Raw genomic sequence first — 25492 nt, 5'->3', positions numbered from 1 at the left:
TTTAAGCATACGGCTCCCTAGATGGGAGCCGTATGTGTTCAAATTAAGCTCAAATCAGACTAATCCAGAGCTTTAATTTGTAGCTCTTTGGGTACTTCAAAAAACATATTCTCTTCACGCCCGAGCACCTCCTCCACCGAGTTGGCACCGAGCGCTTTGATGCGATGCAAAATTTGATCGACTAATTGTTGTGGCGCAGAGGCGCCAGCCGTAACCCCGACCATCTTCGCCTGTTCAAACCATTGCGGATCAATATCTTGCGGACAATCAATTAAATAACTTGGTGTGCCAAGTTTTTCAGCCAACTCTTTCAAACGCGTTGAATTAGAAGAGTTTTTCGAACCGACCACCACCATCACATCCACTTGTGCCGCCAATAACCGTACTGCATCTTGGCGGTTTTGGGTGGCATAACAAATGTCATCCTTACGTGGCCCTTGAATGTGCGGAAACACTCGGCGCAGTTCGTCAATCACGTCCGCCGTCTCATCGACCGATAGCGTAGTTTGACTCACATAATGCAGATGATTCGGATCTTTCACCTTCGCTTGTAGTGACAATACATCTTCTGGTTTTTCGACCAGATACATGCCACCCGAGTCACTGACATATTGCCCCATAGTGCCTTCTACTTCTGGATGCCCTGCATGGCCAATCAACACGACTTCCATGTGTTTACGGCTGGCACGCGCCACCTCCATATGCACTTTGGTCACCAGTGGGCAAGTGGCATCAAATACCGTCAGTGAACGCTCTTTGGCTTCTTGGCGCACAGCTTGTGAAACGCCATGAGCCGAAAAAATTACGATATTATGGTCAGGAACTTCATTTAATTCCTCAACAAAACAAGCGCCGCGCTGCTTTAACCCTTCAACCACAAAGCGGTTATGCACCACTTCATGGCGTACATAAATCGGCGGCTGATAAAGTTCAAGCGCGCGTTCAACAATGCTGATCGCACGATCGACACCGGCGCAGAAACCGCGAGGGTTAGCTAACAATATTTTCATTGGCTTGCTCATTGCTCATCGTTATGGAGGGATTGTAGACCAAACCTTTTAGCAGAAAAAATCTCCATGCCATGCTGAAGCCTACATCAAATCCCAGCCTTTATAATAAAAAGCGCTCTCCGAATCAACGGACAGCGCTTATGGTTATTCACCGTAATCAACCGACAACTAGGCAGTACAGCTTAAGGCTGTGGTGGTGCTTTTTTATCAGATCGAAAACTATCGAGAATAATCATCGCAGCTCCGATACAGATCGCACTATCGGCTAAATTAAAGGCTGGCCAATGGTAGCTAGCCCAATAAAAATCGAGATAGTCGACCACAAAACCATGCACAACACGGTCGAATACATTACCGAGTGCACCACCAATAATCAGCGCATAAGCGATATTATTCCACTTATCACTGGCCGGTAGACGACGCATCCAGTAGGTGAGCATTCCGGTCACCGCAAAAGCGATGCCAGTAAACAGCCAACGCTGCCAACCTTGCTGATCGCTCAGAAAACTAAATGCGGCACCGTAATTATGCACATACAGTAGGTTAAAGAATGGGAGGATCTCAATGCGATTCCCCCAGCCATAACCCATATTGTTCATCACGACCCACTTAATCGTAATATCAGCAATGAACATCAGCAGCGCTAGCCATAGCCAGCGCAATCCGGATTGTTTAACACTCAGTGGCAAATTTGACATGATGCTCAGCCTAAGTTACGCAAATTGACGAACTTCACCTTCACCCTCAACGTTAGTCACACAGCGGCCACAAATAGTGGTATGTCCAGCTAGCATGCCTACATCAGGGGTATGATGCCAGCAGCGATCACACTTCTCAGCTTCAGTTTTGTTCACTTGCAACCACAAGCCATCAATTTCAGTTGCCTGTGCAGCATCACCTTTCTCTGCCAATGGTTTAACCACCGCTTGTGATGTCAGCAGCACAAAGCGTAGCTCATCACCCAGTTTCGCAAGCTTGCTTGCCAATGCTTGATCGGCAAACAACACCAATTCGGCTTGCAATGAACCACCGATCCGCTTTTCGTTACGTGCATTTTCTAGCAGCTTATTCACCGCGCCACGCACTTGCTGGATTTCATCCCAAAATGCGTTATTAAGCTCTTCACCTTCCGCCAAACCAAATAAGCCATCAAACCATTCGCTAGTAAACACAAACTGATCACGTTGGCTGCCATCGGCTTGTTGTGCTGGCATCGCATTCCAAATTTCATCCGCCGTAAACGACATAATTGGCGCCATCCAACGCACCAGTGCTTCAACAATGAAGAACAAAGCGGTTTGACAACTACGCTGCGCATGGCCACCACGCTTGGCGGTGTATTGACGATCTTTGATCACATCAAGATAGAAGGAGCCCATCTCGATTGAACAGAAGTTCATCAAACGTTGTACCACGGTATGCAGGTTATAATCTTGATAAGCTTGGATGATCTCTTGCTGTGCAGCGAGTGCACGGCCAACTGCCCAGCGATCTAACGCTACCATCTCGGCAACCGGTACAATATCGGTGCGTGGATTAAAGCCATTTAAGTTAGCCAGGAAAAAACGCGCGGTATTACGAATACGACGATAGGCATCTGCTGAACGCTTAAGGATCTCGTCGGAAACCGCCACTTCACCGGTATAATCGGTGGAAGCAACCCACAGACGCAGAATGTCCGCACCGAGCTTATTGGTCACATCTTGCGGCGCAACCACGTTACCCACCGATTTCGACATTTTACGACCGTGACCATCAACCACGAAACCGTGCGTTAACACTTCTTTGTAAGGTGCTTGACCTTTCATTGCGATAGAAGAGATCAGTGAGGATTGGAACCAACCACGGTGTTGATCGGAACCTTCTAGGTACATATCCGCTTGTGCGCCATTGAATTCGCTCCGCGCATCCACCACGGCAGAGTGAGTCACACCAGAGTCAAACCATACGTCTAGAGTATCCAGTACCTTCTCATAGTTGGCCGCATCTTCTGCGCCCAGTAGCTCCGCAGTATCTAGATCCCACCATGCTTGAATACCTTTTTGCTCAACCAGTTGTGCCACTTTCTCAATCAGCTCAGCGCTGTTAGGGTGCAGTTCCGCGGTTTCTTTATGAACAAAGAGAGCAATCGGCACGCCCCAAGTACGCTGCCGTGAAATACACCACTCAGGGCGACCAGCAACCATGCCTTCAATTCGGCTTTGACCCCAATCCGGCATCCATTGCACACCTTTGATCGCGCTCAGTGCTTGTTCACGCAGACCTGCTTGCTCCATCGAGACAAACCATTGCGGTGTGGCACGGAAGATGATCGGCGTTTTGTGACGCCAACAGTGTGGGTAACTGTGCTCATACGCGTGATGATGCAGCAGTGCGCCGCGCTCTTTGAGCACCTCTAACACTGAATCATTGGCTTTAAATACATGCTGACCGGCAAACAGTTCAGTATCGGCCAGATAGACACCATTTGAACCGACTGGGTTGGCGACTTCCAAACCGTAGTGTTGACCAACCGCAAAGTCTTCTTGACCATGACCCGGCGCAGTATGTACCACACCCGTACCAGAATCGGTGGTCACGTGATCGCCTAAAATAGCCGGTACGGTAAAGGCATAGAATGGATGTTGGAACTGGGCTAATTCCAGATCGGCACCACTTGCGAAACCAAGGTTATGGAAATGCTGAATGCCCGCACGATCCATCACCGATTTGGCCAGTTCAGAGGCGACAATAATCCGCTCTGGTTGCTCACCTTCCACTTGGATCAATACGTATTCTAAATCTGCACGCAGACACACTGCGCGGTTAGCCGGCAAGGTCCAAGGTGTGGTAGTCCAAATAACAATCGACACATCACCTTGACCTTCATGGCCCGCTTTAAGGTCAAACTTAGCCAGTAGCGCGGCTTCGTCAGCGGCTTTAAAGCGCACATCAATCGAAGGCGAGACTTTGTTTTTGTACTCCACTTCCGCTTCAGCCAGTGCTGAACCACAATCGGTACACCAGTGAACTGGTTTAAAACCTTTGAGCAAATGACCATTATCGGCAATTTTACCCAATGCACGGATAATGTTGGCTTCAGTGATAAAATCCATGGTGCGGTAAGGCTTATCCCACTCGCCCAAAATACCGAGCCGTTTGAAGCTCTCTTTTTGACCTTCAACTTGACCTGCCGCGTATGCACGACATTTTTCACGAAATTCAGCTGCGGTGATTTTTTGCCCTGGCTTGCCAACTTTTTTCTCTACCATCAATTCGATCGGTAGACCGTGGCAATCCCAGCCCGGAATATAAGGCGCATCAAAGCCAGAAAGGGTTTTCGATTTAATAATCGCGTCTTTAAGAATCTTGTTCAGAGCGTGGCCAATGTGAATATCACCGTTGGCATACGGAGGGCCATCGTGCAATACGAAAGATTTTTTGCCTTTTTTAGCCTGACGGATCGCACCGTACAGATCTTGTTGATACCAACGTTGCAACATTTCTGGCTCACGCTTGGCCAGATCACCGCGCATTGGAAACCCTGTTTCAGGAAGGTTCAGGGTATCTTTATAATCACTCATCGATTCTTAATTCCGTTATATTGGGCGAAGTTAGACATGATGTTGTTGGGTGGAATCAACCGAACAACCCTTAAGCTGCAGCAGCCACACCCTTGCGGCTTCAGCATCCAATTCAATTTGTTGTTTTAATGCCTCAAAAGAGGCGAATTTGCGCTCATCACGTAGTTTATGTAATAGCGCGACTTCCAACTGCTTGCCATATAGGTTGCCGTGAAAGTCAAAAAAATGCACTTCAAGCTGTTGGCGCACCCCATTCACGGTTGGCCGAGAACCAATATTGGCCACCCCAGCAATCGGCATCGTATCTAGACCGTACGCTTCAACCACATACACACCAGACACAGGGGAAACACAACGCTTAAGCGGAATATTGGCCGTAGGAAAACCGATAGTCCGGCCCAGTTTTTGCCCATGCGAGACACGGCCACTAATACTGTAATTACGCCCCAACATCGCTGCCGCTTGCGATAACTGATCCGCAGCTAACGCCTCACGAATTGCCGTGCTGCTGACTCGTTGTTGTTGCCAACAGAAACTTTGCGTGCTGACGACTTCAAAACCGAATGTTTGCCCAGCTTGCTGTAACAGAGCGAAGTCACCTTTGCGCTGTTGACCGAAGCAAAAGTCATCACCAACCACCAGAAACTTAACACCCAAACGAGCCACCAACAAGTCAGCAATAAAGCGCTCAGCATTCCACTCGGCGAAGTGGTGATTAAAATTCACACACAACAACCGATCTACCCCAAGTTTACTCAATTGTACAAGCTTATCGCGCAGCCGAGTCAGGCGCGCTGGAGCTTGCTGTTTAGCAAACAACTCTAAAGGTTGAGGTTCGAAGGTCATCACCACTGCGGGTAATCCCATCTGTTTTGCTCGTTGTACCACCTGATTAAGCACTTGTTGATGGCCGAGATGAACCCCATCAAAATTACCAATCGTCAGCACACAGCCATGATGGTGAGATTGAATGTTATGAATACCGCGTATTAATTCCATCGGGAAATGCTTAAAACCTATATTTGAGTTCTCGTGGAGCGAAACTGGCGGATTATACCTAAAACTCACTACTCTGTCGCCGCTTTTAAGTGTTTGAGACGTATGCCTAGTAACAGTAAAACCGCCAAATAGCTCGCAGCGCCAAGCACAATTAGCCCACTGAGGATTAACGCGCGCTGGCTAATTCCCCAACTCAACCACGTGGCCATACTGGCTTGCTGCCATAACATAATCCCAGTCATGACGGCCCCCGCGATAATTAAACGCAACACAAACCACAATGTTTGGCTGGTAAGTTGATACACACCTTGTCGGTGCAAACCACCATAAAGTAGAGTCATATTAAGTAAAGCTGACATAGAAGTTGCAATGGCTAATCCGACATAACCATAAAACCAAGCAAAAATCGCGTTGAGTACAATATTGCTGAGCATGGCAATAATGCCATAACGTACTGGGGTTTTGATGTCCTGCCGCGAATAATAACCAGGCGCTAATATTTTGATCAGCATAAAACTCAGCAAACCCGATGAATAAGCCAGCAGTGAATAAGAGGCTTGTTGTACATCATTGGCGGTAAATTCACCGCGCATAAACAGCACCATCAACATGGGTTTAGCCAACACCATCAAACCAAGCATGGCCGGAATGCCAAGAAACATCACCATACGAATCCCCCAATCCATGGTATGGGCAAACCCTGCACTATGGGCATTGACATGTTTGCGCGACAACGCTGGTAGAATCACGGTGGCGATCGCAATTCCAAATAAGCCCAGAGGAAATTCCAATAAACGATCAGAATAGTACAGCCAACTGATTGAGCCGGTCTGCAGAAAACTGGCCACAAAAGAATCAAACAGCAGGTTAATTTGACTGACCGATACCCCAAACAACGCTGGGATCATCAGTGTGCGAATTTTCACCACCCCAGGATCGCGCCACGCCCATTTCGGCTTAACCAGCACACCAGCTTTGATCAAAAAAGGCAATTGAAATAAAAACTGAACTAAACCACCTAAAAACACACCAATTGCCAATCCAATCTCAGGCTGTGCCAGATTGGGCGAGAGATACCAAGCACAGAGTATCATCATCACATTTAAGAAAACGGGGGTAAAAGAAGCGACCGCAAACTTACCTAATGTGTTTAAAATCGCCCCTGATAGGGCAACAAAGGTAATAAACCATAAATAGGGAAAAGTAATTTTCAAAAGTAGACTGGCTAACTCAAATTTGCCCGCCGCGGGACCATCATTGAGCCAATCGAGAAACCAACCAGCACCAAAGAGTGCGGTCACCGCACCGGATCCAAGCACCCCAATCAACGTGACAATTGTTACTAAAACACCTAAGGTTCCAGAGACTCGTGCAATCAATTCGCGGGTTTTATGCATATCGCCCGAGGCATGATACTCGGTTAATACTGGTACAAAGGCTTGAGAGAAAGCCCCTTCAGCAAATAATCGGCGTAAGAAATTGGGAATTCGATTGGCAAAAAAGAACACGTCAGCGCTCGCGCCTGCCCCCATCAAATTGGCCACCACCACATCACGTACTAAACCTAAAACACGAGAAATCAAAGTCATAGCACTAACAATCATGCCTGACTTGAGTAAGCGTTTACTCACAGTAACCTCGAACAAACAGTCAAAACCAAATTATCTGATTCGAAAGCATAAGAATGTCATCGTGAGATCAGATAAGTATTAGCATTGGTAAAAAAATGCTGATAGAATCCCCGCCATCTTAACCGCGAAGGCTCTCCGATACCAAGTTTGTTTGGTTCAGTTGGGTTTTTGCACAAATCATTTGACATTAAAGAGCAAATCGGGGATATTTCCCGCCCTTAAAATGTCACCGAACTATGTTTTTGGGAGTTAGACCCTTGGCAAATAACAAATCTGCTAAGAAGCGCGCTATCCAAGCTGAGAAACGTCGCCAGCACAATGCTAGCCGTCGTTCTATGATGCGCACTTACATGAAGAAAACTGTTGCTGCAATCGCTGCTGGCGACAAAGAAGCTGCAACTGCTGCATTCGCAGTAGTTACACCAATCCTAGACCGTATGGCGACTAAAGGCCTTGTTCACAAGAACAAAGCTGCTCGTCACAAGTCTCGCTTTGCTGCTGCGATCAAAGCTCTGTAATTGAGTTTTAAACCAGCAATAAAAACCGGCTTAATGCCGGTTTTTTTATTGCTGTAATTTATTCAGTGGCCAGCACAGTAACGACATGGCTAATCGAATGCCGATCAAATAGCCATTCATCACTCTCGATGACTATAAAAACAAGTTGCTAAAATCCGCATCACACACATTTTTTACCGCCGGATGTTGGATCATGCGCTCGGCAAAAATCACATAATACTCTTCTTTGATCTCATCGACATGACCAATCAGCTTGAGTGACGATTCAGCATCGACTTCGGACACATAAAATGATGGTGCCATAAATACCGCATTACTATGGTAAATCGCAAATGCCTTCATTAACGCCGAGTCATCAAATTCACCGAGGATATTCGGTTGTAATCCTTGTCGATCAAACCATTGCCTTACTTTGCGCCCCATAGCGGTACGACTGCCAGGCAACAGTAACTTTTTATGTTCTAAGATCGCAGGAAAAGGCACTAAGTCTACGTCACCAAAACTAAAGAAACTCATTCGGCTTTCACCGAGTTTTTTACTAAACAAACCCGGACTTTGGCTTGAATCAACAGGGCAATCAGACAAGATCATATCCAATTTATGCTGCGCGAGCTGCTCTAACAACATTTCGTGAGTCGATTCGAAACAACGTAAGTGGATCCGATTATCGTTAGGCATTGAAGTGAGCAAAATTTTACTCACCAATCTTTTTGATAAAGCATCCGCCACCCCAATATCAAACAATACGTTGGAACGTTGGCTGTAGTTGACGATATCTAACATTTCATAACTCAAGCCAAACATGCGATCAGCATATTTAAACACCAATTGCCCCAACTCCGTGGCTTCAATGCTACGACCATTGCGCTTGGTTAATTTGCCATCAAGACGATCTTCGAGGGCTTTAATCTGTCCGGTAACCGTTTGTGGCGTTAAAAATAAGGCATCTGCCGCCTTAGTCACCGAGCCTTGCTTGCATACCATCCAGAAGTAATAGAGGTGATTGTAATTAAGATGAGACATGGCTTGTGGCACCCAATAAAAACCAAACCGTTTTATAACAGATGCGTTCTGTTATCACAATAAATTCGGATAAACCGAATAAAACAACAAATAACACTGAATTTTTCCACAACAAAAATCAACCAATCGTCATATTATGAAATGTAACACTTGGCTTTATTCGACTTATTGCAACTTTATTGCCGATCTCCCCATTCGAGCGCATCCCTTACCAGCGCTTGCTATCCCTTTAAAATCAGCAAGATAAAAAAATCAAATTGGCTAAGCTTTTAAGTCAGCGGCAAGATTGGATCAATTAATTACCGATTACACCAAAGTGTCATATTAGTGAAATATTTCCACTCTACCATCGGCCTCGAATTGAATAACCGACCGCACCTTTAAATAACGGTCCACGGAGAAAATGATGATAAACCAAGCAACTTCCCCAACAGCGTCAATTTCGCTGACGACGAAGAGCCTGCGTTGGGCAAACTTGGCTTTCATGCTGTATCTACTACTTCTTGCTGTCGCGATGGTCGGCAGTGGTTTTAAATGGGCGACTGGCGATCAAGCTAAAGTTCTGTTTGAATTTGCTTCACACCCAGTTGCGGGATTAATGATTGGTTTAGTGGCCACCGCCCTGATCCAATCCTCAAGTACCGTCACTTCGATTATTGTTGGCTTAGTCGCCGGTGGTTTACCGGTTGAGACAGCGATTCCAATGGTGATGGGAGCTAATATTGGTACTACCGTTACCAATACCTTGGTCAGCCTAGGTCACGTGCGTTGTAAAGAGGAATTCCGCCGCGCGTTCGCCAGTGCCACTATCCACGATTTTTTCAACCTGTTAGCGGTCGTGATTTTCCTACCTCTCGAAATGATGTTTGGCATCTTAGCCAAAGTGTCACACTGGTTGGTATCACCATTGCTGGCAACCGGCGATATGAGCATGAAAGGCTTAGACTTCATTAAACCGGTCACTAAGCCTGTACTCAGCACTCTTGAAAGCCAACTTGCGTTTCTGGGTTATCCATTAGGTGGAGTTGCGCTTATTGTGCTCGGTATTGCGACCATTTTTGTGGCGATTACCGTAATGGGTAAACTGATGAAAAGCCTGATGGTAGGCCGAGCCCGTGAAATCTTACAAAATGCGATTGGCCGTGGTCCGCTGCACGGAATTGCATCAGGTACTGTAGTAACGGTACTAGTACAATCTTCGTCAACGACAACCAGCCTGATGGTACCTCTGGTCGGTTCTGGTGTATTAAAGATCCGTGAAATCTACCCATTCACGCTAGGTGCCAATATCGGTACTTGTATCACCGCACTACTTGCGGCAACAGCGGTCTCTGGTGAGTTTGCGGTATTTGCTCTACAAATTGCTTTAGTGCACTTATGCTTTAATTTACTGGCAACTGTAGTGATCTATGGTATTCCATTCCTGCGCGAACTGCCGATCAAAGGGGCTGAGCTGATTTCAACTTGGGCATGTAAAAATAAAATGGTGGTGCTTGCCTACTTACTGGGTGTATTTGTGGTCATTCCAGGTGCAATCCTCGCTTTAACCGCTTAAGCCTTATTGAGTATCGATGGATAAAAAAGCGCCCATAATTTGGGCGCTTTTGCTGTTTGGCGATCTCAAACACAATTTATTGCTCTAGCCTGTGTTGCCTTTAGACCGAAAACGGATATTGAATCGAGTCATGGAACTGGTATCCCGTTACCTCAAAATCATCCAAAGTGACCCAAGTTTCCAAATCATGCAGCGTTTTGATCTCAGGATTGATATGGAACTGAGGCGCAGCGAGTGGATCACGTTTAAGCTGCACATCACGCATCAAGGCTAACTGATCTTGATAAATATGAGCATTGACGATCTTATGGTAAGCCATACCTGGTTTTTTACCGGTGATCTGCGCCATTAAGGCCAACAACACATAAACTTGAACCATGTTGAAATTGAGCCCAAGCGGGACATCACACGAACGCTGAGTACTATTGAGATATAAGGTATCCCCTAATAACGAAAAGTGATGGCTGTACATACAGGGACGCAAACAGCCCATGTGAAACTCACCAGGGTTGTAAAAATTGAGGATCTCACCTCGGTCATCCACTCCACGCGTCAAATCATCGACAATTTTTTGCAATTGGTCGATATGCCCGCCATCAGGTTTAGCCCATGCTCGACCCTGTACTCCATAAACTCGTCCCATATCATCCTCACCTTTACGATAAGGATTACTCAACCAAGCTTGATTCAAGTTCGCATTAGCATCCCAAGTTTTGGTGCCTAACTGACGAAAATCGGCGGCGTTATCATAGCCACGAATGTAGCCCAGTAATTCCGCGACCGCCGCTTTCCAAAAACTCTTACGGGTTGTCACCAGTGGAAACTGATTATTGGCAACATCATAAGTCAAATCGGCGTTAATCACGGTTAAACACCGTTTGCCAGTGCGTTCATTTTCAACCCAAACACCTTGATCGACGATGCGCTGACAAAGTTCTAAATATTGTTTCACCTAACTACCCTATTTTGCTACGACACGATCTTGATAGCGACCACGTTTGTAAGACCACACCACCATCAACATCCCGATGATCACCATCGGTAAAGAGAGGATTTGCCCCATCGAAATGAAGCCACCAAACAGACCTAACTGCGCATCCGGCTCACGCACATATTCCACTAAGAAACGGAAACTACCATAGCCGGCTAAAAACAAGCCAGACACACTACCAAGCGGACGCGGTTTGGCGATAAACCAATTGAGGATCAAAAACAGTACCACCCCCTCTAAAGCAAACTCATAAAGCTGCGAAGGATGACGTGGCAGCGGTCCCCCATTGGGGAATACAAAGGCCCAAGGCACATCCGTTACCCGTCCCCACAATTCACTGTTCATAAAGTTGCCAATCCGCCCCATGCCCAATCCAAATGGCACTAAGGGCGCAACAAAATCAGCCACGCCAAAGAAAGTGCGCTGGTTTTTGTGGGCATACCAGGCCATCGCAGCGATCACACCCAGTAAGCCACCGTGGAATGACATACCACCGGTCCAGATTTGAAACAGATAGATTGGGTCGGCAAGGAACAGATCGAAATTGTAAAACAGTACATAACCGACTCGCCCACCAACCACCACACCGAGAAAACCAGCAAACAACAGATCGGAGACTTGTTCACGGCTCCAACCACTAGCTGGCCGATCGGCGCGACGATTCGCCAACCACATCGCAAATAAAAAACCGACCAGATACATTAAACCATACCAACGCACCGCCAGCGGGCCGATAGAAAACAGTACTGGGTCAATATTAGGAAACTGCAGGTAACCCTCGGGCATAACAAACCTTCTCTTGTAAAATAGTAATGCCATGATTTATGGCGTTATTGAAATAACATGGTCACAGCAACACACATTAAAAAAATCGCAAATAACTTCTTCAACTGTGCCGTCGGTATTTGACTGGCGAGCTTAGCACCAATCCGCGTGGTCAGGATTGAGGTCGTCGCAATCGCCAGCAAAGCGGGCAGATAAACATAACCAATACTGTATGGTGGCAAATTTTTGAGCTGATAACCTTGCCAAATAAACCCCGCCATGCCCGCAATGGCAATCGCAAAGCCACAGACTGAAGAACAGCCAACCGCTTTTTTCATCTCAATGCCATGTCGATTTAAAAACGGCACCGATAACGAGCCACCACCGATCCCTGCCAAACTTGAAACCACACCGATCCCTGTGCCACATAGCGTGGTCAGTAAAGCATTGGGCATTGGATAATCATGCGAGAGATGGATCGAACGAAACATTTGCCAACTCAATACCAAGACGATTCCCCCAAATACCTTGGGCAGATATTGACTGGGGATCAGTTCAGCTAGCAGCGCGCCGCCAAAGCCGCCGATCACCACCCCTGGCATTAACCATTTGACCACAAACAGATCAACATTACCCAGCTTGAGATGATTGAGCGCCGCCGAGCCAGAAGTGACAATAATGGTCGCTAACGAAGTAGCTAAAGCCACTTGCATCACCATATCCAGCGCAATACCAGCGGAGGGCAATAAAAATAACAGCACAGGGACAACCAATAAACCACCGCCAATCCCGAGCAAACCAGCCAACACCCCGACCACAGCACCTAATAGCAACAGTAATGCTAAGAGTTCAAGATTCACATTCGGTTCCTATTGTTTACCTGCACGCACAAAATCTGCAAATCCCTGCTGTTCGATATACGACACCATCATATTGTAGATTGTACGTCCATAGGGTTGGCTTACTGCTTGTTCGGCAAGTTGCTTGAGTTCAGCCAATTGCGAATGACGCACCAAATATTTTACCTTGGCGATATTCGAAGCATTCATACTTAAGGTGGTATAACCAAGCCCTATCAGCAGTAAAGCCCCTATCGGATCGCCGGCTAACTCACCACAAACACACACCGGAATACGATGAATGGCACAAGTGACTTGGATCTGTTTGAGCGCCATCACCACCGCTGGATGCATCGATTCATACACATCCGCCACTCGCGCATTGTTACGATCCACGGCCAGTAAGTATTGGGTTAAATCATTGCTGCCAACCGATACAAAATCAATTTTGTCAGCGATCAGCGGTAATAAATAGAGCATGGAAGGCACTTCAAGCATGATGCCAATTTTCGGCCTCACCACGCGCGGATCCAACTGTGAAACCTCTTGATAGGCTTGATCGATAAACTTCAGCGCATCATCCAGCTCTTTCGCGCCCGAAATCATCGGCAGCAAAATGGATAAATTGCCAGATTCTGCGCTCGCTTTGATCATGGAACGCAACTGAATAATGAAAATGTCAGGGTGATCTAAGGTGAAGCGAATGCCACGCCAACCAAGAAATGGATTATCCTCTTCAATTGGCAAATAGGGCAAAGGTTTATCACCACCAATATCGAGGGTACGCATCACCACCGATTGATGAGGGTACATATTTAACACTTGGCGGTATTGTTGCGTTTGCTCTTGCTCGGAAGGAAAACGATGCTGCAATAAGAACGAGATTTCGGTGCGATACAGCCCAACCCCATCAACACCTTGATTAATCACACTGCTAGTGTCAGCGTTAAGTCCGGCATTCAATAATAGCTCAATTCTTGCACCATCTAACGTTACTGCAGGCTCATGGATCGCCTCATTGACCATCTGTGCCAACTCACGCTCTTCACTGGCCAAGGTGCGATATTCATTCAGAATGCTTTTCGATGGGGTAATAAATAACTTGCCACGATAACCATCGACAATACCTTGCTTGGTATTGATATCACGCAGGTTGACCGAGACTCCCATCACCGCAGGGATGCCTAATGCACGCGATAAAATCGCGGCATGGGAATTCGCAGCCCCTTCCAGTGAAACGACCGCTAACAACTTGTCTTTCGGTAACGCGGCTAAAACGGTTGCAGTCAGCTCTCGAACCACCAAGATCACGGGTTTATCGATTTTTGGCTCGCTTGTCTCAGTATTGAGCAAGAAAAACAGTAAGCGCTGGCCTAATTCACGAATATCTTGCGCCCGTTCACGCAGATAAACATCGGACATGCGCGCAAAACGGTTTGAATAACTTTCCACCACTTGGCGCAGCGCCCAATCTGCCCGATCGCCTTTTTGGATCTGCGCTTTGAGATCTTTGCGCAACATTGGATCATTGAGCAGGTGAGTAAATAAATCAAAGATAGCCAACGCTTCTTTGTTGATGTCATTATCGAGTTTTTTACGCATATGCCGAAAGTCAGCCAGCGCACTCTCAACCGCTAACGCGATACGCCCCTGCTCAAGATCAATATCAAGGGTTGAGGCTGGTAACACTTCGGCCAGATCGGGTTGAGTATCATCCCACCAAAACTCACCAATCGCGACGCCAGAAGAAGCCGCAACCCCAGTGATTGCAGGTTGTTTTTTCGATAAACGCCACTGGCCTTGAGTTTGAGCGTGGGCAACGAGCACCGCCAACTGGGCGGCAAGGGTGACTAAAAAAGAAACTTCCATTTCGCTAAACAAACGAGGCGACTTTTGCTGCACCACCAAGACGCCAAGCACTTGTTTGCGATAGATGATCGGCGTCCCCAGGAAAGAGTGATACACCTCTTCACCGAGTTGCTTAAAATATTTGAAATTAGGATGCTTTGATGCTTCAGCCAGATTAATCGGCTCAGCGCTACGCTTGACTAAACCGACCAAACCTTCATCAAAATCAATGTGAATTTTATCGCCTTTGAACTTCAGCCCTTGAGTTGCCATCAGCTCTAAACGATGCATCTCTTCGTTAGCTAAGTAGACCGTACAGCATTCCGTGTTCATCGCTTCACACGTCTGCTTGACAAAAATATCCAAGGCTTGATGGACATCTTCGACCTTTGAAACTTGCTCTACTATATCCCTTAGCTGAGAAAGCATGCGGCTTAACCTCTATAAGTGTTGCGTTTACCCTTCACTTTTCGCTCTTTAAATGGCATCGCCAATGAAACAAACTCTTTCATAGCGCGACGATACACATCACGCTTAAACGATACCACTTGCCTAACTGGGTACCAGTAACTTACCCAGCGCCAACCATCAAACTCAGGCGAACTACCACGTTGCATGTTGATTCTCGATTCATCACATTCTAAACGCAGCAAGAACCATTTCTGTTTTTGTCCGATACAGACCGGTTGCGAATCCCAACGCACCAAACGCTTGGGTAACTTATAACGCAGCCAATGACGACTGGTCGCAATCACTTTAACGTCTTTCTTGGTCAGCCCAACCTCTTCGTACAATTCACGATACATGGCCTGTTCTGGAGATTCTCCATCATCAATCCCGCCTTGTGGGAACTGCCATGAGTGTTGCCCGTATCGTTTTGCCCAGAAAACCTGACCATGGTTGTTACAGATCACAATCCCGACATTCAGTCGGTAACCATCGCCATCGATCACTGGCAAACCTCTAGTAACTTGTTTAATTGCGCTGATTTTTCCACATATCCCCAAACGGAGCAAACTTACTATTGTGATTCCTTCGATATTTATCGGTAAATCGGCGAAAAAAACTAAATCCGGCTTAAAAACTAAGTTATCAACAACTTTACGAGACATTCCGCACATTTATGCACGTTTTCTGTGAATAACCATGTGAAAAAACTTTGAGGTTGTGCAAAAAAATTTTTTTTTAACGGAATAGCAACCAATAAAAACAGCCAATCAAAAACAAAAAACACATAAAAACAAAAGGTTAATTAAATTACGCACCGAAAACAAACAGAGAACACGACCACCGAATCAAACAGCCCGACCAGAGGTTAAAGATCCATCAATTGAGGCTAAACATGATTATCTCTACAGCAGATAGTCGAGAGATCCAGCGTAACGCTCAGATTGGTCTACTTAACAATACTGTGTATAAAACCAGTTGGTTAGTATGCTTGATGATCAACACCTAGGCTGTGGATAACCTAAGCATCAATAGTGATTGAGCGAAACTGCTGCGCTCGGCTCAGCCTAGGCAGCATGTGATCTAACCTGACTCAATACGCTATTTGAACGGTGTTTATCCATGTCAATCCGCAACAAAATTGGTACAATCTGGCCGATTACCCCAAACCAAGCCAGCGTATGAAACCAACCCCCACTTCTCAATCCGAACTCCTGTTGCGAGCAGAACAAATTGCCGGACTTAGCTTTGCAGAATTGGCCGCAGAAGCCGGTATGGTGGTACCACCTGATTTACGCAAAGATAAAGGTTGGGTGGGGCAACTGCTGGAATGGCATTTAGGGGCCAGCGCGGGCAGCCGCCCAGAGCAAGATTTTGCTCACCTAGGTATTGAGTTAAAAAGTATTCCGATCAGCCATTCAGGCAAACCACTCGAAACCACCTTTGTGTGTGTGGCACCGCTGACTGGAGTGCATGGCTTAACTTGGGAGCAGAGCCATGTGCGCAATAAGCTATCAAAAGTCCTGTGGATCCCTGTGCAAGGTGAGCGAGAAATCCCCCTCGCGGATCGCCGTGTTGGCTCAGCACTACTGTGGAGCCCTAATCAAGATGAAGAAGCTCAGCTCAAAGCCGATTGGGAAGAGTTAATGGAGTTGATTGTGCTCGGAAATGTGGCGCAAATCACCGCCAAACATGGTGAAGTACTGCAACTACGTCCGAAAGCCGCCAATGGACGAGCTCTTACTGAGGCTTACGGCATTAATGGACGGCCGATTAAAACCTTGCCACGCGGTTTCTACTTACGCACTCAATTCACCGCGCAAATTTTACAACGTTACTACGCCTAACCGGTTAATACTCCTAGCCAGTTATTACACACCTCGCTAACAGGGGCGTGGATATTTGTGTTGCAATGGGGGCGGTTACACCAGCCCCCAGTTAACATCGACGATCACAATACACTGCATCTATGCATCTATGCATCTATGCAGCTCCTCGCCAAACTCTGATTAAATCAACGTGCGGAGAGATTATCATCAGTGATCAAATTATGCTTATTGAGCAAGCGATACATAGTCGCACGCGACACGCCAAGCTCTTTGGCTGCCGTGGAAACTTGCCCAAAGTTAGACTCCAACACCAGCAATAGTGCATCTCGCTCGGAACGTTCACGGATGTTTTTTAAACTGCGCCGCCCCTCACCACGCTTGGGAAGATCGAGCTGCGACTCATCCAATACCACGCTATCAGACATCAGTACTGCACGTTTAATATGATTCATCAGTTCACGCACATTACCCGGCCACGAGTAACGGGTTAAACTGCGTACTGCATCTTCTGAAAAACTGCGCGCTTGCGCGTTGTGCTGTTTGGAATACTCCTGCAGAAAATATTTGGCCAATAACACAATATCTGGCGCACGCTCTTTGAGGCTCGGCACATTAATCCGCAGCACATTGATGTAGTGATACAACTCTTCGTTAAAATCCCCATCAATCAGCGCTTTTTCGATATCCGATGAATTGGCGGCCAAAATTCGCACATCCACCGTCAGAACGCCTTGGCGAGTCTCAACCGTCCCTTCTTGTAAAAAGCGCAACAAATTAAGTTGCTGGCTTTTCGGTAGCGTTAAAATATCATTCAACAGCAAAGTTCCACCGTCAGCTTGTAACAAAAGGGACTGCTGAACGTCATCCTGCTCGCCAATCCCAAACAGCTCACTTTCTAAGCGCCGTTCGGACATTGCTCGGCAGTTAACGGAAATAAAAGGCTTTTTAGCGCGTGATGAGGTTTTGTGGATCGCTTTAGCCACGGTTTCTTTACCCGTGCCACTTTCACCGTAGATCAAAATACTGACATCAGTCGGTCCAATCCGTTTGATTTGATCACGCAGACGCTTGAGTGGCATCGATTCACCAATCAAACCAAGGTTGCCCGCCGAGCCAAAATGCGGCCACACCTTTTTTTCCAGCTTGAGCATCCCCAACTGATGACCGATGGTACCGAGCAATTGAGCATCAGGGATCGGCGCGGTAAAAAAATCAATACAAAAATTAACGATAAATTGGCAAATCGTATCTGAGCCTAACTGCGCTTCACGAATAAATGCCAGCCAACGTACTTGTTTATGGCTACTGACCAGATTAGCAATCCCGTTCAGGCTAAACTCATCATGGGTTAAATCGACAATCCCAATACATGGCCCTGTTTCAACAAACAACGTATCTGCTTTACGTAAATCCGCCACTTGGGTACAGCGCCAACCCACATTTTCTAATACAGCAAGCCAAGGTTCATAACTGCCACCCACCACAATCAGTGAGCCCGGTACTGAATCCATACGGAAATGAGTGCTCATGAAACAACATTCCTTATATTTATCATTGTAATGCAAGCCAACCAGCCCACATCTGCCACTTGTCACATAGACTACATTAACCAGACTTTAGATTGCCGTCTGTTTCATAAATAAGACTGAATTATAAATACTAAACTTTCCAGTCAACGTTTGTGTGAGTTCACATAATATCGGAGATCAAATCATTAGTGATATTGGGTGATATTTTCGTCAATTGACTTAACTCGATCATGACAAACGGATAATTTGGCATTCTTCACTGTGGCAAATCAAGCCTGTTCCCGGCCATATTACTGGTGAGCGGTATAAAAAAAGCCGCGAATTAAGCGGCTTTATCAATCACAATCAGCGATTATTGCTGCGGGCGCATGGCCGGGAACAAAATCACATCACGGATAGTATGAGTATTGGTAAACAGCATCGCCAAGCGGTCAATACCGATCCCTTGACCGGCGGTTGGCGGCAAACCGTGCTCGAGTGCGCGTACATAGTCCGCATCATAGAACATCGCTTCATCATCACCGGCATCTTTCGCATCCACTTGAGCTTTGAAGCGCGCATCTTGATCTTGCGCATCATTCAGCTCAGAGAAACCATTCGCCACTTCACGGCCGCCAATGAAAAATTCAAAACGATCAGTGATAAATGGGAAATCATCATTACGGCGCGCCAGCGGTGAAATATCTGCTGGGTAGCCAGTAATGAAGGTCGGTTGCATCAGTTTAGGCTCTGCGGTTTCACCGAAGATTTCTTCTAACAGTTGACCACAAGTCCAAAACGGTTCAACTTCGACGCGCACCGATTTAGCGATCGCTACCATATGCTCACGATCTTGCACTTTATCGTAATCCAACGCCTGAATCTCAGCGTGGTTCGGATTGTAGTGTTTGATCGCCTCCAGCATGCTCATCCGCGTGTATTTGCCACCAAATTCAACCACATGCTCACCGTATGGTAGTGACGTGGTACCAAGCACTTGCAGCGCAACCGAGCTAAGCATCTCTTCGGTAAGATCCATCAGATCCTGATAATCTGCATAAGCTTGGTAGAATTCCATCATAGTGAATTCTGGATTATGGCGCGGTGACAGACCTTCATTACGGAAGTTACGGTTGATCTCAAATACGCGATCAAAACCACCCACTACCAGACGTTTTAGGTACAGTTCAGGGGCGATACGTAGGTACATATCCATATCTAATGCATTGTGATGAGTCACAAAAGGACGTGCCGAGGCACCGCCTGGGATCACGTGCATCATTGGGGTTTCAACTTCCAAGTAACCTTTTGAAATCATAAAGTTACGAATGGCAGATACCAGTTTAGAACGAATGATAAACGCGTTGCGTGAATCTTCGTTGACGATCAAATCCACATAACGCTGACGATAACGGGTTTCTTGGTCAGTCAGACCGTGGAATTTCTCTGGCAGTGGGCGCAGTGCTTTAGTCAGCAGTTGGAATTGTTCCATATTGACATACAAATCACCTTTGCCTGATTTGTGCAGCGCACCTTGCACACCGATGATGTCACCGATGTCGAGACCTTGATACTGGTCTTTTAACTGTTGTTGCACTTCTTTGGCAGCATAAGCCTGAATACGGCCAGAGGTTTCTTGAATCACCAAGAATGGACCGCGTTTTGCCATCACTCGACCAGCGATAGACACCACGTGATTTAACGCTTCTAGCTCTTCTTTGGTCTTGTCACCAAACATACTCTGCAGATCGCCCGCGAGGCTATCACGACGGAACGAGTTAGGGTGCCCGTTGGCTTTACACTCCTTGCGGATGTGATCCAACTTGCTACGACGCTCTGCAATCAGTTTGTTTTCTTCTTGCGCATTGTGCTCGTGATTCATCTCATTTTGAACAGCATCAGTCATTGGCATATACCTTGTGTAGTCGGTAAAAAGCTTATAGGCCTGATTTCAGGCTAGCTTCAATAAATTTGTCTAAGTCACCATCGAGTACCGCTTGCGTGTTGCGGTTTTCAATGCCTGTACGTAAATCCTTGATCCGCGAATCATCCAGCACGTAAGAACGAATTTGGCTACCCCAACCAATGTCTGATTTGGCATCTTCATTGGCCTGCTTTTCCGCGTTCTGTTTTTGCAGTTCCAGCTCAAACAGCTTGGCGCGCAGTTGCTTCATCGCTTGATCTTTGTTTTTATGCTGCGAGCGATCGTTTTGACACTGTACCACGGTGTTGGTTGGAACGTGGGTGATCCGTACCGCTGATTCGGTGGTGTTAACGTGCTGACCACCAGCGCCCGAAGCTCGATACACGTCAATACGCAGATCGGCCGGGTTAATATCGACATCGATATTTTCATCAACTTCAGGGTAAATAAACGCCGAAGCAAATGAAGTGTGGCGGCGACCGCCAGAGTCAAACGGTGATTTACGTACTAAACGGTGTACGCCGGTTTCGGTACGCAGCCAACCATAAGCATAATCACCAATGATACGCACCGTGGCCGATTTCAAACCAGCCACATCACCTTCTGAAACCTCAATAACTTCTGTTTTAAAACCTTTGGCATCCGCCCAACGTAAATACATACGCAGCAGCATCGACGTCCAATCTTGCGCTTCAGTACCACCAGAGCCAGCTTGCAAATCGAGGTAGCAGTCGGAGGAGTCATGATCGCCGGCAAACATACGACGAAACTCTAGCTGCTCAAGCTTAGCTTCTAGTTCATCAAGCTCAGGACCGATTTCATCGAACGTCTCTTGATCTTCCGCTTCAATCGCCAGTTCCAGCAGACCATCAACATCTTCAACACCACGATCCAGTTGATCGATAGTCTCGACCACCGCTTCAAGTGCTGAGCGCTCTTTACCGAGGGCTTGCGCACGCTCAGGCTGAGTCCAGACATCCGGCTGTTCTAATTCGGCATTGACTTCTTCAAGACGCTCTTTCTTGGCATCATAGTCAAAGATACCCCCTCAGGATATTTGTGCGCTCAGACACATCCTGCAGGCGGTTTTTAATAGGATTGATTTCAAACATGTTGGCTTATGAGTTATGGATAGAAATTAACCGCGGAATTCTACTGAAAAACGTGATGAAGATACAGGAAAAAATACGCAATCTCTGCCGGTGAATAGCAAGAAAGCACCTAATCCAGACATAAAAAAAGCGGAAGCTATTGCCTCCGCTCCATTCAACCTTTAATCAGCTTATGCCAACTCTTGCTCAAGTGACGGAGATACTTGAGCCGATACGAAGAACATACTGATCATCGTCACACAAGTAGGTAACAGCCAGCCCATTCCGTACTCAAAGAAAGGTAAGAAATCGAACAGCGCTACATCAAACCCCGCGACTTTTGCCGCATCGAGCAAGGCCACCAGCAGAGCAACGGATAGCACAACCCGATACGCGATACGCGGATTCGGCAGTTTGTGACGCACAAACGTCAGAGCAACCAAGGCAATCGCAACTGGGTATAGTGCAAACAGTACCGGAATCGATAGAGTGATCAATTGTGCTAAACCTACGTTAGCGACCACACCACACGCCACACCATTGATCACAACCCACTGCTTGTACGAAAGCTTAGTGTGTTTGCTAAAGAAATCCGCACAGGCTGAGATCAAGCCAACCGCCGTCGTCAGACAGGCCAACAGCACAATCACTGACAAGACGTATTGGCCGTTAGCACCAAATAAGGCTTGCACATATTGGCTCAAAATCGCACCGCCGTTATTCGCACCAGCAGCAACACTGGCACTGGTCGCGCCCAGATAGAACAGTGAGCCGTATACCAGCGCTAGGCCGATCGCCGCAATCACGGCAGAGGAGATCAAGTAACGAGTAATCGCACTACGCTCAGTGATCCCTTTGCTACGTAGAGCATCAACAATCAAAATACCAAACATCAATGATGCAAAGGTATCCATGGTGTTGTAGCCTTCCAAGAAACCTTTAGTCAGCGGCTGCGTTAGGTAGTCACCTTGTGCGGCAATCATTTCACCTTGTGGATTGATGAATACCCCAAGCGCAAGAATCGCCAAACCAATAAACAATGCTGGTGTCAGTAGCTTACCGATCAGATCGACCAACTTACCTTGCGACCATGAAAAGAACATCGCTACCGCAAAAAATAGCACGGAGAAAATGGTTAAATAAGATTGAGTGCTCTCAACAAAAAATGGTTTTACCGCCATTTCATAGGCCACCAAACCAGTACGAGGTGCGGCGAAGGCAGGACCAATCACAATCAGGATCAAGGCCGCCATCAGCAGCGAGGCTTTAGCTGGTAAATCTTTGGTCAGATGCTCCCAACTTCCTCCGGCTACCGCAATCGCAATAATGGTGATCAGCGGTAAACCCACGGCAGTCACTAAAAAGCCAAGCATGGCTGGAGTAATATACTCACCCGCTAATTGGCCCGCGAGTGGTGGAAAAATGATATTGCCTGCGCCAAGAAAGAAGGCGAACAGCATAAAGCCCAAAGCTAAAATATCTGCTAGTTTTAACGTCTGCTTCACAGATAACCCTTATTTATAAATGTAATGAATGTTGTGTATGCATCTCACAGCTTAGTAAAATTTAACCCTAACCTGTGTTGCCGAATAATGACCAATGTGCTGCTATTTCGCAACCGCAAAGCAAAAAACGCCACAATAATTTATAATTAGCACAATAACCCAGTGACATGTGCTATCTGCCGCAAGAAAACCAGCACGACAAACTGATTTATGCGCTTGTTTTTTCACCAACCAACAGAATAAAATATTATGAATCATCTCTCCGAAAGAGCTTTTCGCTTAACTCATGTTTGGCAGCAAATTTACGATGAAAACCAATAAATTAATCAATAAAAGCTTTCAATTTAAACAATTCAGTATCCAAGAGGGGCAATGTGGCATGCCCGTCAGTACCGATGGGGTACTGCTCGGAAGTTGGGCCTTTAGCACTCCACCGGCAACAATTCTGGATATTGGTTGTGGCACTGGACTGTTGAGTTTAATGTGCGCACAGCGTTTCTCTCTGGCTGTCATCACAGCCATCGATATTGAAGTTAGCGCCTATCAAGCCACTGAACTCAATCGCAAAAACAGCCCTTGGGCAGCACGCATTACAAGCCAACAGGCCGATATTCTCGATTGGCAACCGCTGACACGTTTTGCGGCGATTATTTGTAATCCACCTTATTTCACTAGTGGTGCAAACGCACAACAACCGGTTCGCGCCACCGCTCGCCACACGCTCGGTTTGAGTCATCCAGCATTAATTGCACGCTTGCCTCAGTTACTAACCTCAGACGGCGTAGCGAGTTTTATTCTGCCAAAAAGCGAAGGCGAGCAATTTATCGCGTTAGCCCAACAGGCAGGACTTTATCTGGGACGCTATTGTCAGGTTCAAGCAACTGCCAGCAAACCGGTCCATCGGTTACTGTTTGAGCTGCACCGCTCACCTTGTATCAGCCAAGCCACCGAGCTGGTGATCCAGCAGCATGGCGCTTACAGTGAGCCGTTTTGCCAACTGACACGCGATTTTTATCTGAAGATGACGTAATTAAAGATGTGATCTAAAGTGTGATCCATCTATAATGTGCGGCCTGTTTTAAGACAGAGCCTTTCAACGCTTGTGGAGTAATTATTTGTGATTAAAACTTTTGCCGATCTCGAACTCGATCCGGTGCTGCTTGAAGCGATCGATGATATGGGCTTTAGCCGCCCAACCCAAGTTCAGGCTGAAGCGATCCCGCAAGCTCTGGATGGACGTGATGTCTTAGCCTCGGCTCCAACGGGTACCGGCAAAACCGCAGCCTTTGCGATTCCTGCGCTGCAATATTTGCTCGATTTTCCACGCCGTAAAGCAGGCCCTGCGCGGATTTTGGTTTTAACGCCAACCCGTGAGCTGGCGATGCAAGTTGCCGATCAAATCCAAACTCTAGCTAAAAATACCCATCTCAATATTTTCACCATTACCGGTGGTGTTCAGTACCAAGAGCACGCGGACATTTTGGCGAAAACCCAAGATATCGTGGTCGCAACACCTGGCCGTCTTTTAGAATATATTGATGCCGAACGCTTTGATTGCCGTGCCATTGAATGGTTAATCCTCGATGAAGCGGATCGCATGCTGGATATGGGCTTTGGTCCAACAGTGGATCGTCTTTCAACCGAATGCCGCTGGCGTAAACAGACTCTGCTATTCTCTGCCACTTTGGAAGGGCGTGGCGTCGAAGGCTTTACTGCCGATCTGCTGAAAAACCCAGCGCATGTCGATGCCGAACCGCCACGTCGCGAGCGTAAAAAGATCTCTCAGTGGTATCATCGCGCTGATGATATGCCACATAAAGTCGAGCTGCTGAAAAAAATCCTCACCGAACAAGCCGAGCGTTCGATTGTATTTTTCAAAACACGTGAACGCCTGGCAGAAATACGTGCAGAATTAGAAAAAGCCCAGATCCCTTGCGTGTGGATCCAAGGTGAAATGCCTCAAGATCGCCGTAACAATGCGATCAGTCGTTTCCGTGATGGTTCAATCAACATTCTACTCGCGACCGATGTTGCTGCGCGTGGCATCGACGTGCCAGACATCAGCCACGTGATTAACTTTGACCTACCACGCAGTGCCGATGTTTACTTACACCGTATTGGCCGCACCGCGCGTGCCGGCAAAAAAGGCATCGCGATTTCACTGGTTGAAGCGCATGATCAGCCGATGATGGCGCGCGTTGAGCGCTACATCAAAGAGGAAGTCAAAGAGCGCTTTGTTGATGGCCTACGCCCTAAACATAAAAAACCGGTGTTCAAGAAAAAGAAAAAAGACAGCAAGAAACCAGCGGATAAAAGCACGGCTAAGAAAAAAAGCACTGGCAAAGTCAAAAAGGCCAAAAAGAAATAGCCACCCGCTTGAGCCGTTAACTCGCTAGTCAATAAACCGCTAGTAAAAATCTCTAGTAAAAAAGCCGATGATTCATCA

Annotated in this window: 20 protein-coding genes; 5 read left to right on the top strand and 15 right to left on the bottom strand. The window is 46.8% G+C overall.

The window, feature by feature from the left end; genetic code table 11:
• Positions 1–59: 59 nt before the first annotated feature.
• From ispH to murJ, 5 genes are all read right to left on the bottom strand, one after another.
• Positions 60–1022, bottom strand: a complete 963-nt coding sequence (ispH, locus tag OOK74_RS02815; RefSeq protein WP_274722477.1) for a 4-hydroxy-3-methylbut-2-enyl diphosphate reductase — start codon at positions 1020–1022, stop codon at positions 60–62.
• 170 nt (positions 1023–1192) lie between these two features.
• Entirely contained in the window at positions 1193–1708 is a 516-nt protein-coding gene (lspA, locus tag OOK74_RS02810) for a signal peptidase II (RefSeq protein WP_278183088.1), read from the bottom strand.
• Positions 1709–1723: 15 nt separating this feature from the next.
• Positions 1724–4573: an isoleucine--tRNA ligase gene (ileS, locus tag OOK74_RS02805; protein ID WP_277206277.1), complete on the bottom strand. Its 2850-nt coding sequence runs from the start codon at positions 4571–4573 to the stop codon at positions 1724–1726.
• A gap of 30 nt (positions 4574–4603) precedes the next feature.
• The gene (ribF, locus tag OOK74_RS02800; protein WP_278183087.1) at positions 4604–5572 is read right to left on the bottom strand and encodes a bifunctional riboflavin kinase/FAD synthetase; all 969 of its coding nucleotides are present in this window, start codon (positions 5570–5572) and stop codon (positions 4604–4606) included.
• A 68-nt stretch (positions 5573–5640) separates the two neighbouring features.
• Entirely contained in the window at positions 5641–7203 is a 1563-nt protein-coding gene (murJ, locus tag OOK74_RS02795) for a murein biosynthesis integral membrane protein MurJ (protein ID WP_319946305.1), read from the bottom strand.
• A gap of 257 nt (positions 7204–7460) precedes the next feature.
• Here murJ and rpsT point away from each other — a divergent pair, with 257 nt between their 5' ends.
• Complete coding sequence (gene rpsT, locus OOK74_RS02790; protein ID WP_166013544.1) at positions 7461–7721, top strand: 30S ribosomal protein S20; 261 nt, start codon at positions 7461–7463, stop codon at positions 7719–7721.
• Positions 7722–7853: 132 nt separating this feature from the next.
• Here the strand turns inward: rpsT and nhaR are convergent, their stop codons facing one another.
• Complete coding sequence (gene nhaR, locus OOK74_RS02785; RefSeq protein ID WP_278183086.1) at positions 7854–8744, bottom strand: transcriptional activator NhaR; 891 nt, start codon at positions 8742–8744, stop codon at positions 7854–7856.
• A 406-nt stretch (positions 8745–9150) separates the two neighbouring features.
• On the opposite strand from nhaR, the gene OOK74_RS02780 reads away from it, so the two are divergent.
• The gene (locus tag OOK74_RS02780; RefSeq protein ID WP_278183085.1) at positions 9151–10299 is read left to right on the top strand and encodes a Na/Pi symporter; all 1149 of its coding nucleotides are present in this window, start codon (positions 9151–9153) and stop codon (positions 10297–10299) included.
• A 100-nt stretch (positions 10300–10399) separates the two neighbouring features.
• Here the strand turns inward: OOK74_RS02780 and OOK74_RS02775 are convergent, their stop codons facing one another.
• From OOK74_RS02775 to rppH, 5 genes are read right to left on the bottom strand one after another with little or no spacing between them, the layout of a single operon-like run.
• Entirely contained in the window at positions 10400–11251 is an 852-nt protein-coding gene (locus OOK74_RS02775) for a thymidylate synthase (RefSeq protein WP_278183084.1), read from the bottom strand.
• 9 nt (positions 11252–11260) lie between these two features.
• Positions 11261–12076: a prolipoprotein diacylglyceryl transferase gene (lgt, locus tag OOK74_RS02770; RefSeq protein ID WP_277206280.1), complete on the bottom strand. Its 816-nt coding sequence runs from the start codon at positions 12074–12076 to the stop codon at positions 11261–11263.
• A gap of 44 nt (positions 12077–12120) precedes the next feature.
• The gene (locus OOK74_RS02765; protein ID WP_277206281.1) at positions 12121–12915 is read right to left on the bottom strand and encodes a sulfite exporter TauE/SafE family protein; all 795 of its coding nucleotides are present in this window, start codon (positions 12913–12915) and stop codon (positions 12121–12123) included.
• Positions 12916–12924: 9 nt separating this feature from the next.
• Positions 12925–15171 (bottom strand): phosphoenolpyruvate--protein phosphotransferase, encoded by a 2247-nt coding sequence (gene ptsP, locus OOK74_RS02760; protein ID WP_277206282.1) that lies wholly within the window; start codon positions 15169–15171, stop codon positions 12925–12927.
• 5 nt (positions 15172–15176) lie between these two features.
• A complete protein-coding gene (gene rppH, locus OOK74_RS02755; protein ID WP_166013550.1) occupies positions 15177–15695 on the bottom strand; it encodes an RNA pyrophosphohydrolase in 519 nt (172 codons plus the stop codon).
• Between the two features lie 675 nt (positions 15696–16370).
• Here rppH and mutH point away from each other — a divergent pair.
• A complete protein-coding gene (gene mutH / locus OOK74_RS02750; RefSeq protein WP_166013551.1) occupies positions 16371–17036 on the top strand; it encodes a DNA mismatch repair endonuclease MutH in 666 nt (221 codons plus the stop codon).
• 167 nt (positions 17037–17203) lie between these two features.
• Here mutH and vpsR read toward each other — a convergent pair whose 3' ends face one another.
• From vpsR to brnQ, 4 genes are all read right to left on the bottom strand, one after another.
• A complete protein-coding gene (gene vpsR / locus OOK74_RS02745) occupies positions 17204–18547 on the bottom strand; it encodes a cyclic-di-GMP-binding transcriptional regulator VpsR (RefSeq protein WP_274722466.1) in 1344 nt (447 codons plus the stop codon).
• Between the two features lie 352 nt (positions 18548–18899).
• Positions 18900–20432 (bottom strand): lysine--tRNA ligase, encoded by a 1533-nt coding sequence (gene lysS / locus OOK74_RS02740; RefSeq protein ID WP_274722465.1) that lies wholly within the window; start codon positions 20430–20432, stop codon positions 18900–18902.
• Positions 20433–20463: 31 nt separating this feature from the next.
• Positions 20464–21562 (bottom strand): peptide chain release factor 2 gene (prfB, locus tag OOK74_RS02735; protein WP_166013554.1). Its coding sequence is split into 2 segments (ribosomal slippage): positions 20464–21486 and positions 21488–21562, totalling 1098 coding nucleotides; the frame shifts between segments, so codons are not numbered across the junction.
• Positions 21563–21732: 170 nt separating this feature from the next.
• Entirely contained in the window at positions 21733–23046 is a 1314-nt protein-coding gene (gene brnQ, locus OOK74_RS02730) for a branched-chain amino acid transport system II carrier protein (RefSeq protein WP_278183083.1), read from the bottom strand.
• A gap of 307 nt (positions 23047–23353) precedes the next feature.
• Here brnQ and OOK74_RS02725 point away from each other — a divergent pair, with 307 nt between their 5' ends.
• Positions 23354–24076, top strand: a complete 723-nt coding sequence (locus OOK74_RS02725; protein WP_278183082.1) for a tRNA1(Val) (adenine(37)-N6)-methyltransferase — start codon at positions 23354–23356, stop codon at positions 24074–24076.
• Between the two features lie 87 nt (positions 24077–24163).
• Positions 24164–25414: an ATP-dependent RNA helicase SrmB gene (srmB, locus tag OOK74_RS02720; protein ID WP_278183081.1), complete on the top strand. Its 1251-nt coding sequence runs from the start codon at positions 24164–24166 to the stop codon at positions 25412–25414.
• Positions 25415–25492 lie beyond the last annotated feature (78 nt).

Source organism: Vibrio misgurnus, assembly GCF_029635775.1.
Lineage (GTDB): Bacteria > Pseudomonadota > Gammaproteobacteria > Enterobacterales > Vibrionaceae > Vibrio > Vibrio chanodichtyis.
The sequence above is the reverse complement of the archived record's forward strand: the minus strand, read 5'-3'. Positions and strand labels throughout refer to the sequence as shown.

Bases quoted from the DNA above. Each gene is read 5' to 3' on its own strand.
- ispH (WP_274722477.1), bottom strand. From the start codon at position 1,022: ATGAGCAAGCCAATGAAAATATTGTTAGCTAACCCTCGCGGTTTCTGC.
- lspA (WP_278183088.1), bottom strand. From the start codon at position 1,708: ATGTCAAATTTGCCACTGAGTGTTAAACAATCCGGATTGCGCTGGCTA.
- ileS (WP_277206277.1), bottom strand. From the start codon at position 4,573: ATGAGTGATTATAAAGATACCCTGAACCTTCCTGAAACAGGGTTTCCA.
- ribF (WP_278183087.1), bottom strand. From the start codon at position 5,572: ATGGAATTAATACGCGGTATTCATAACATTCAATCTCACCATCATGGC.
- nhaR (WP_278183086.1), bottom strand. From the start codon at position 8,744: ATGTCTCATCTTAATTACAATCACCTCTATTACTTCTGGATGGTATGC.
- OOK74_RS02780 (WP_278183085.1), top strand. From the start codon at position 9,151: ATGATAAACCAAGCAACTTCCCCAACAGCGTCAATTTCGCTGACGACG.
- lgt (WP_277206280.1), bottom strand. From the start codon at position 12,076: ATGCCCGAGGGTTACCTGCAGTTTCCTAATATTGACCCAGTACTGTTT.
- ptsP (WP_277206282.1), bottom strand. From the start codon at position 15,171: ATGCTTTCTCAGCTAAGGGATATAGTAGAGCAAGTTTCAAAGGTCGAA.
- mutH (WP_166013551.1), top strand. From the start codon at position 16,371: ATGAAACCAACCCCCACTTCTCAATCCGAACTCCTGTTGCGAGCAGAA.
- vpsR (WP_274722466.1), bottom strand. From the start codon at position 18,547: ATGAGCACTCATTTCCGTATGGATTCAGTACCGGGCTCACTGATTGTG.
- lysS (WP_274722465.1), bottom strand. From the start codon at position 20,432: ATGACTGATGCTGTTCAAAATGAGATGAATCACGAGCACAATGCGCAA.
- OOK74_RS02725 (WP_278183082.1), top strand. From the start codon at position 23,354: ATGAAAACCAATAAATTAATCAATAAAAGCTTTCAATTTAAACAATTC.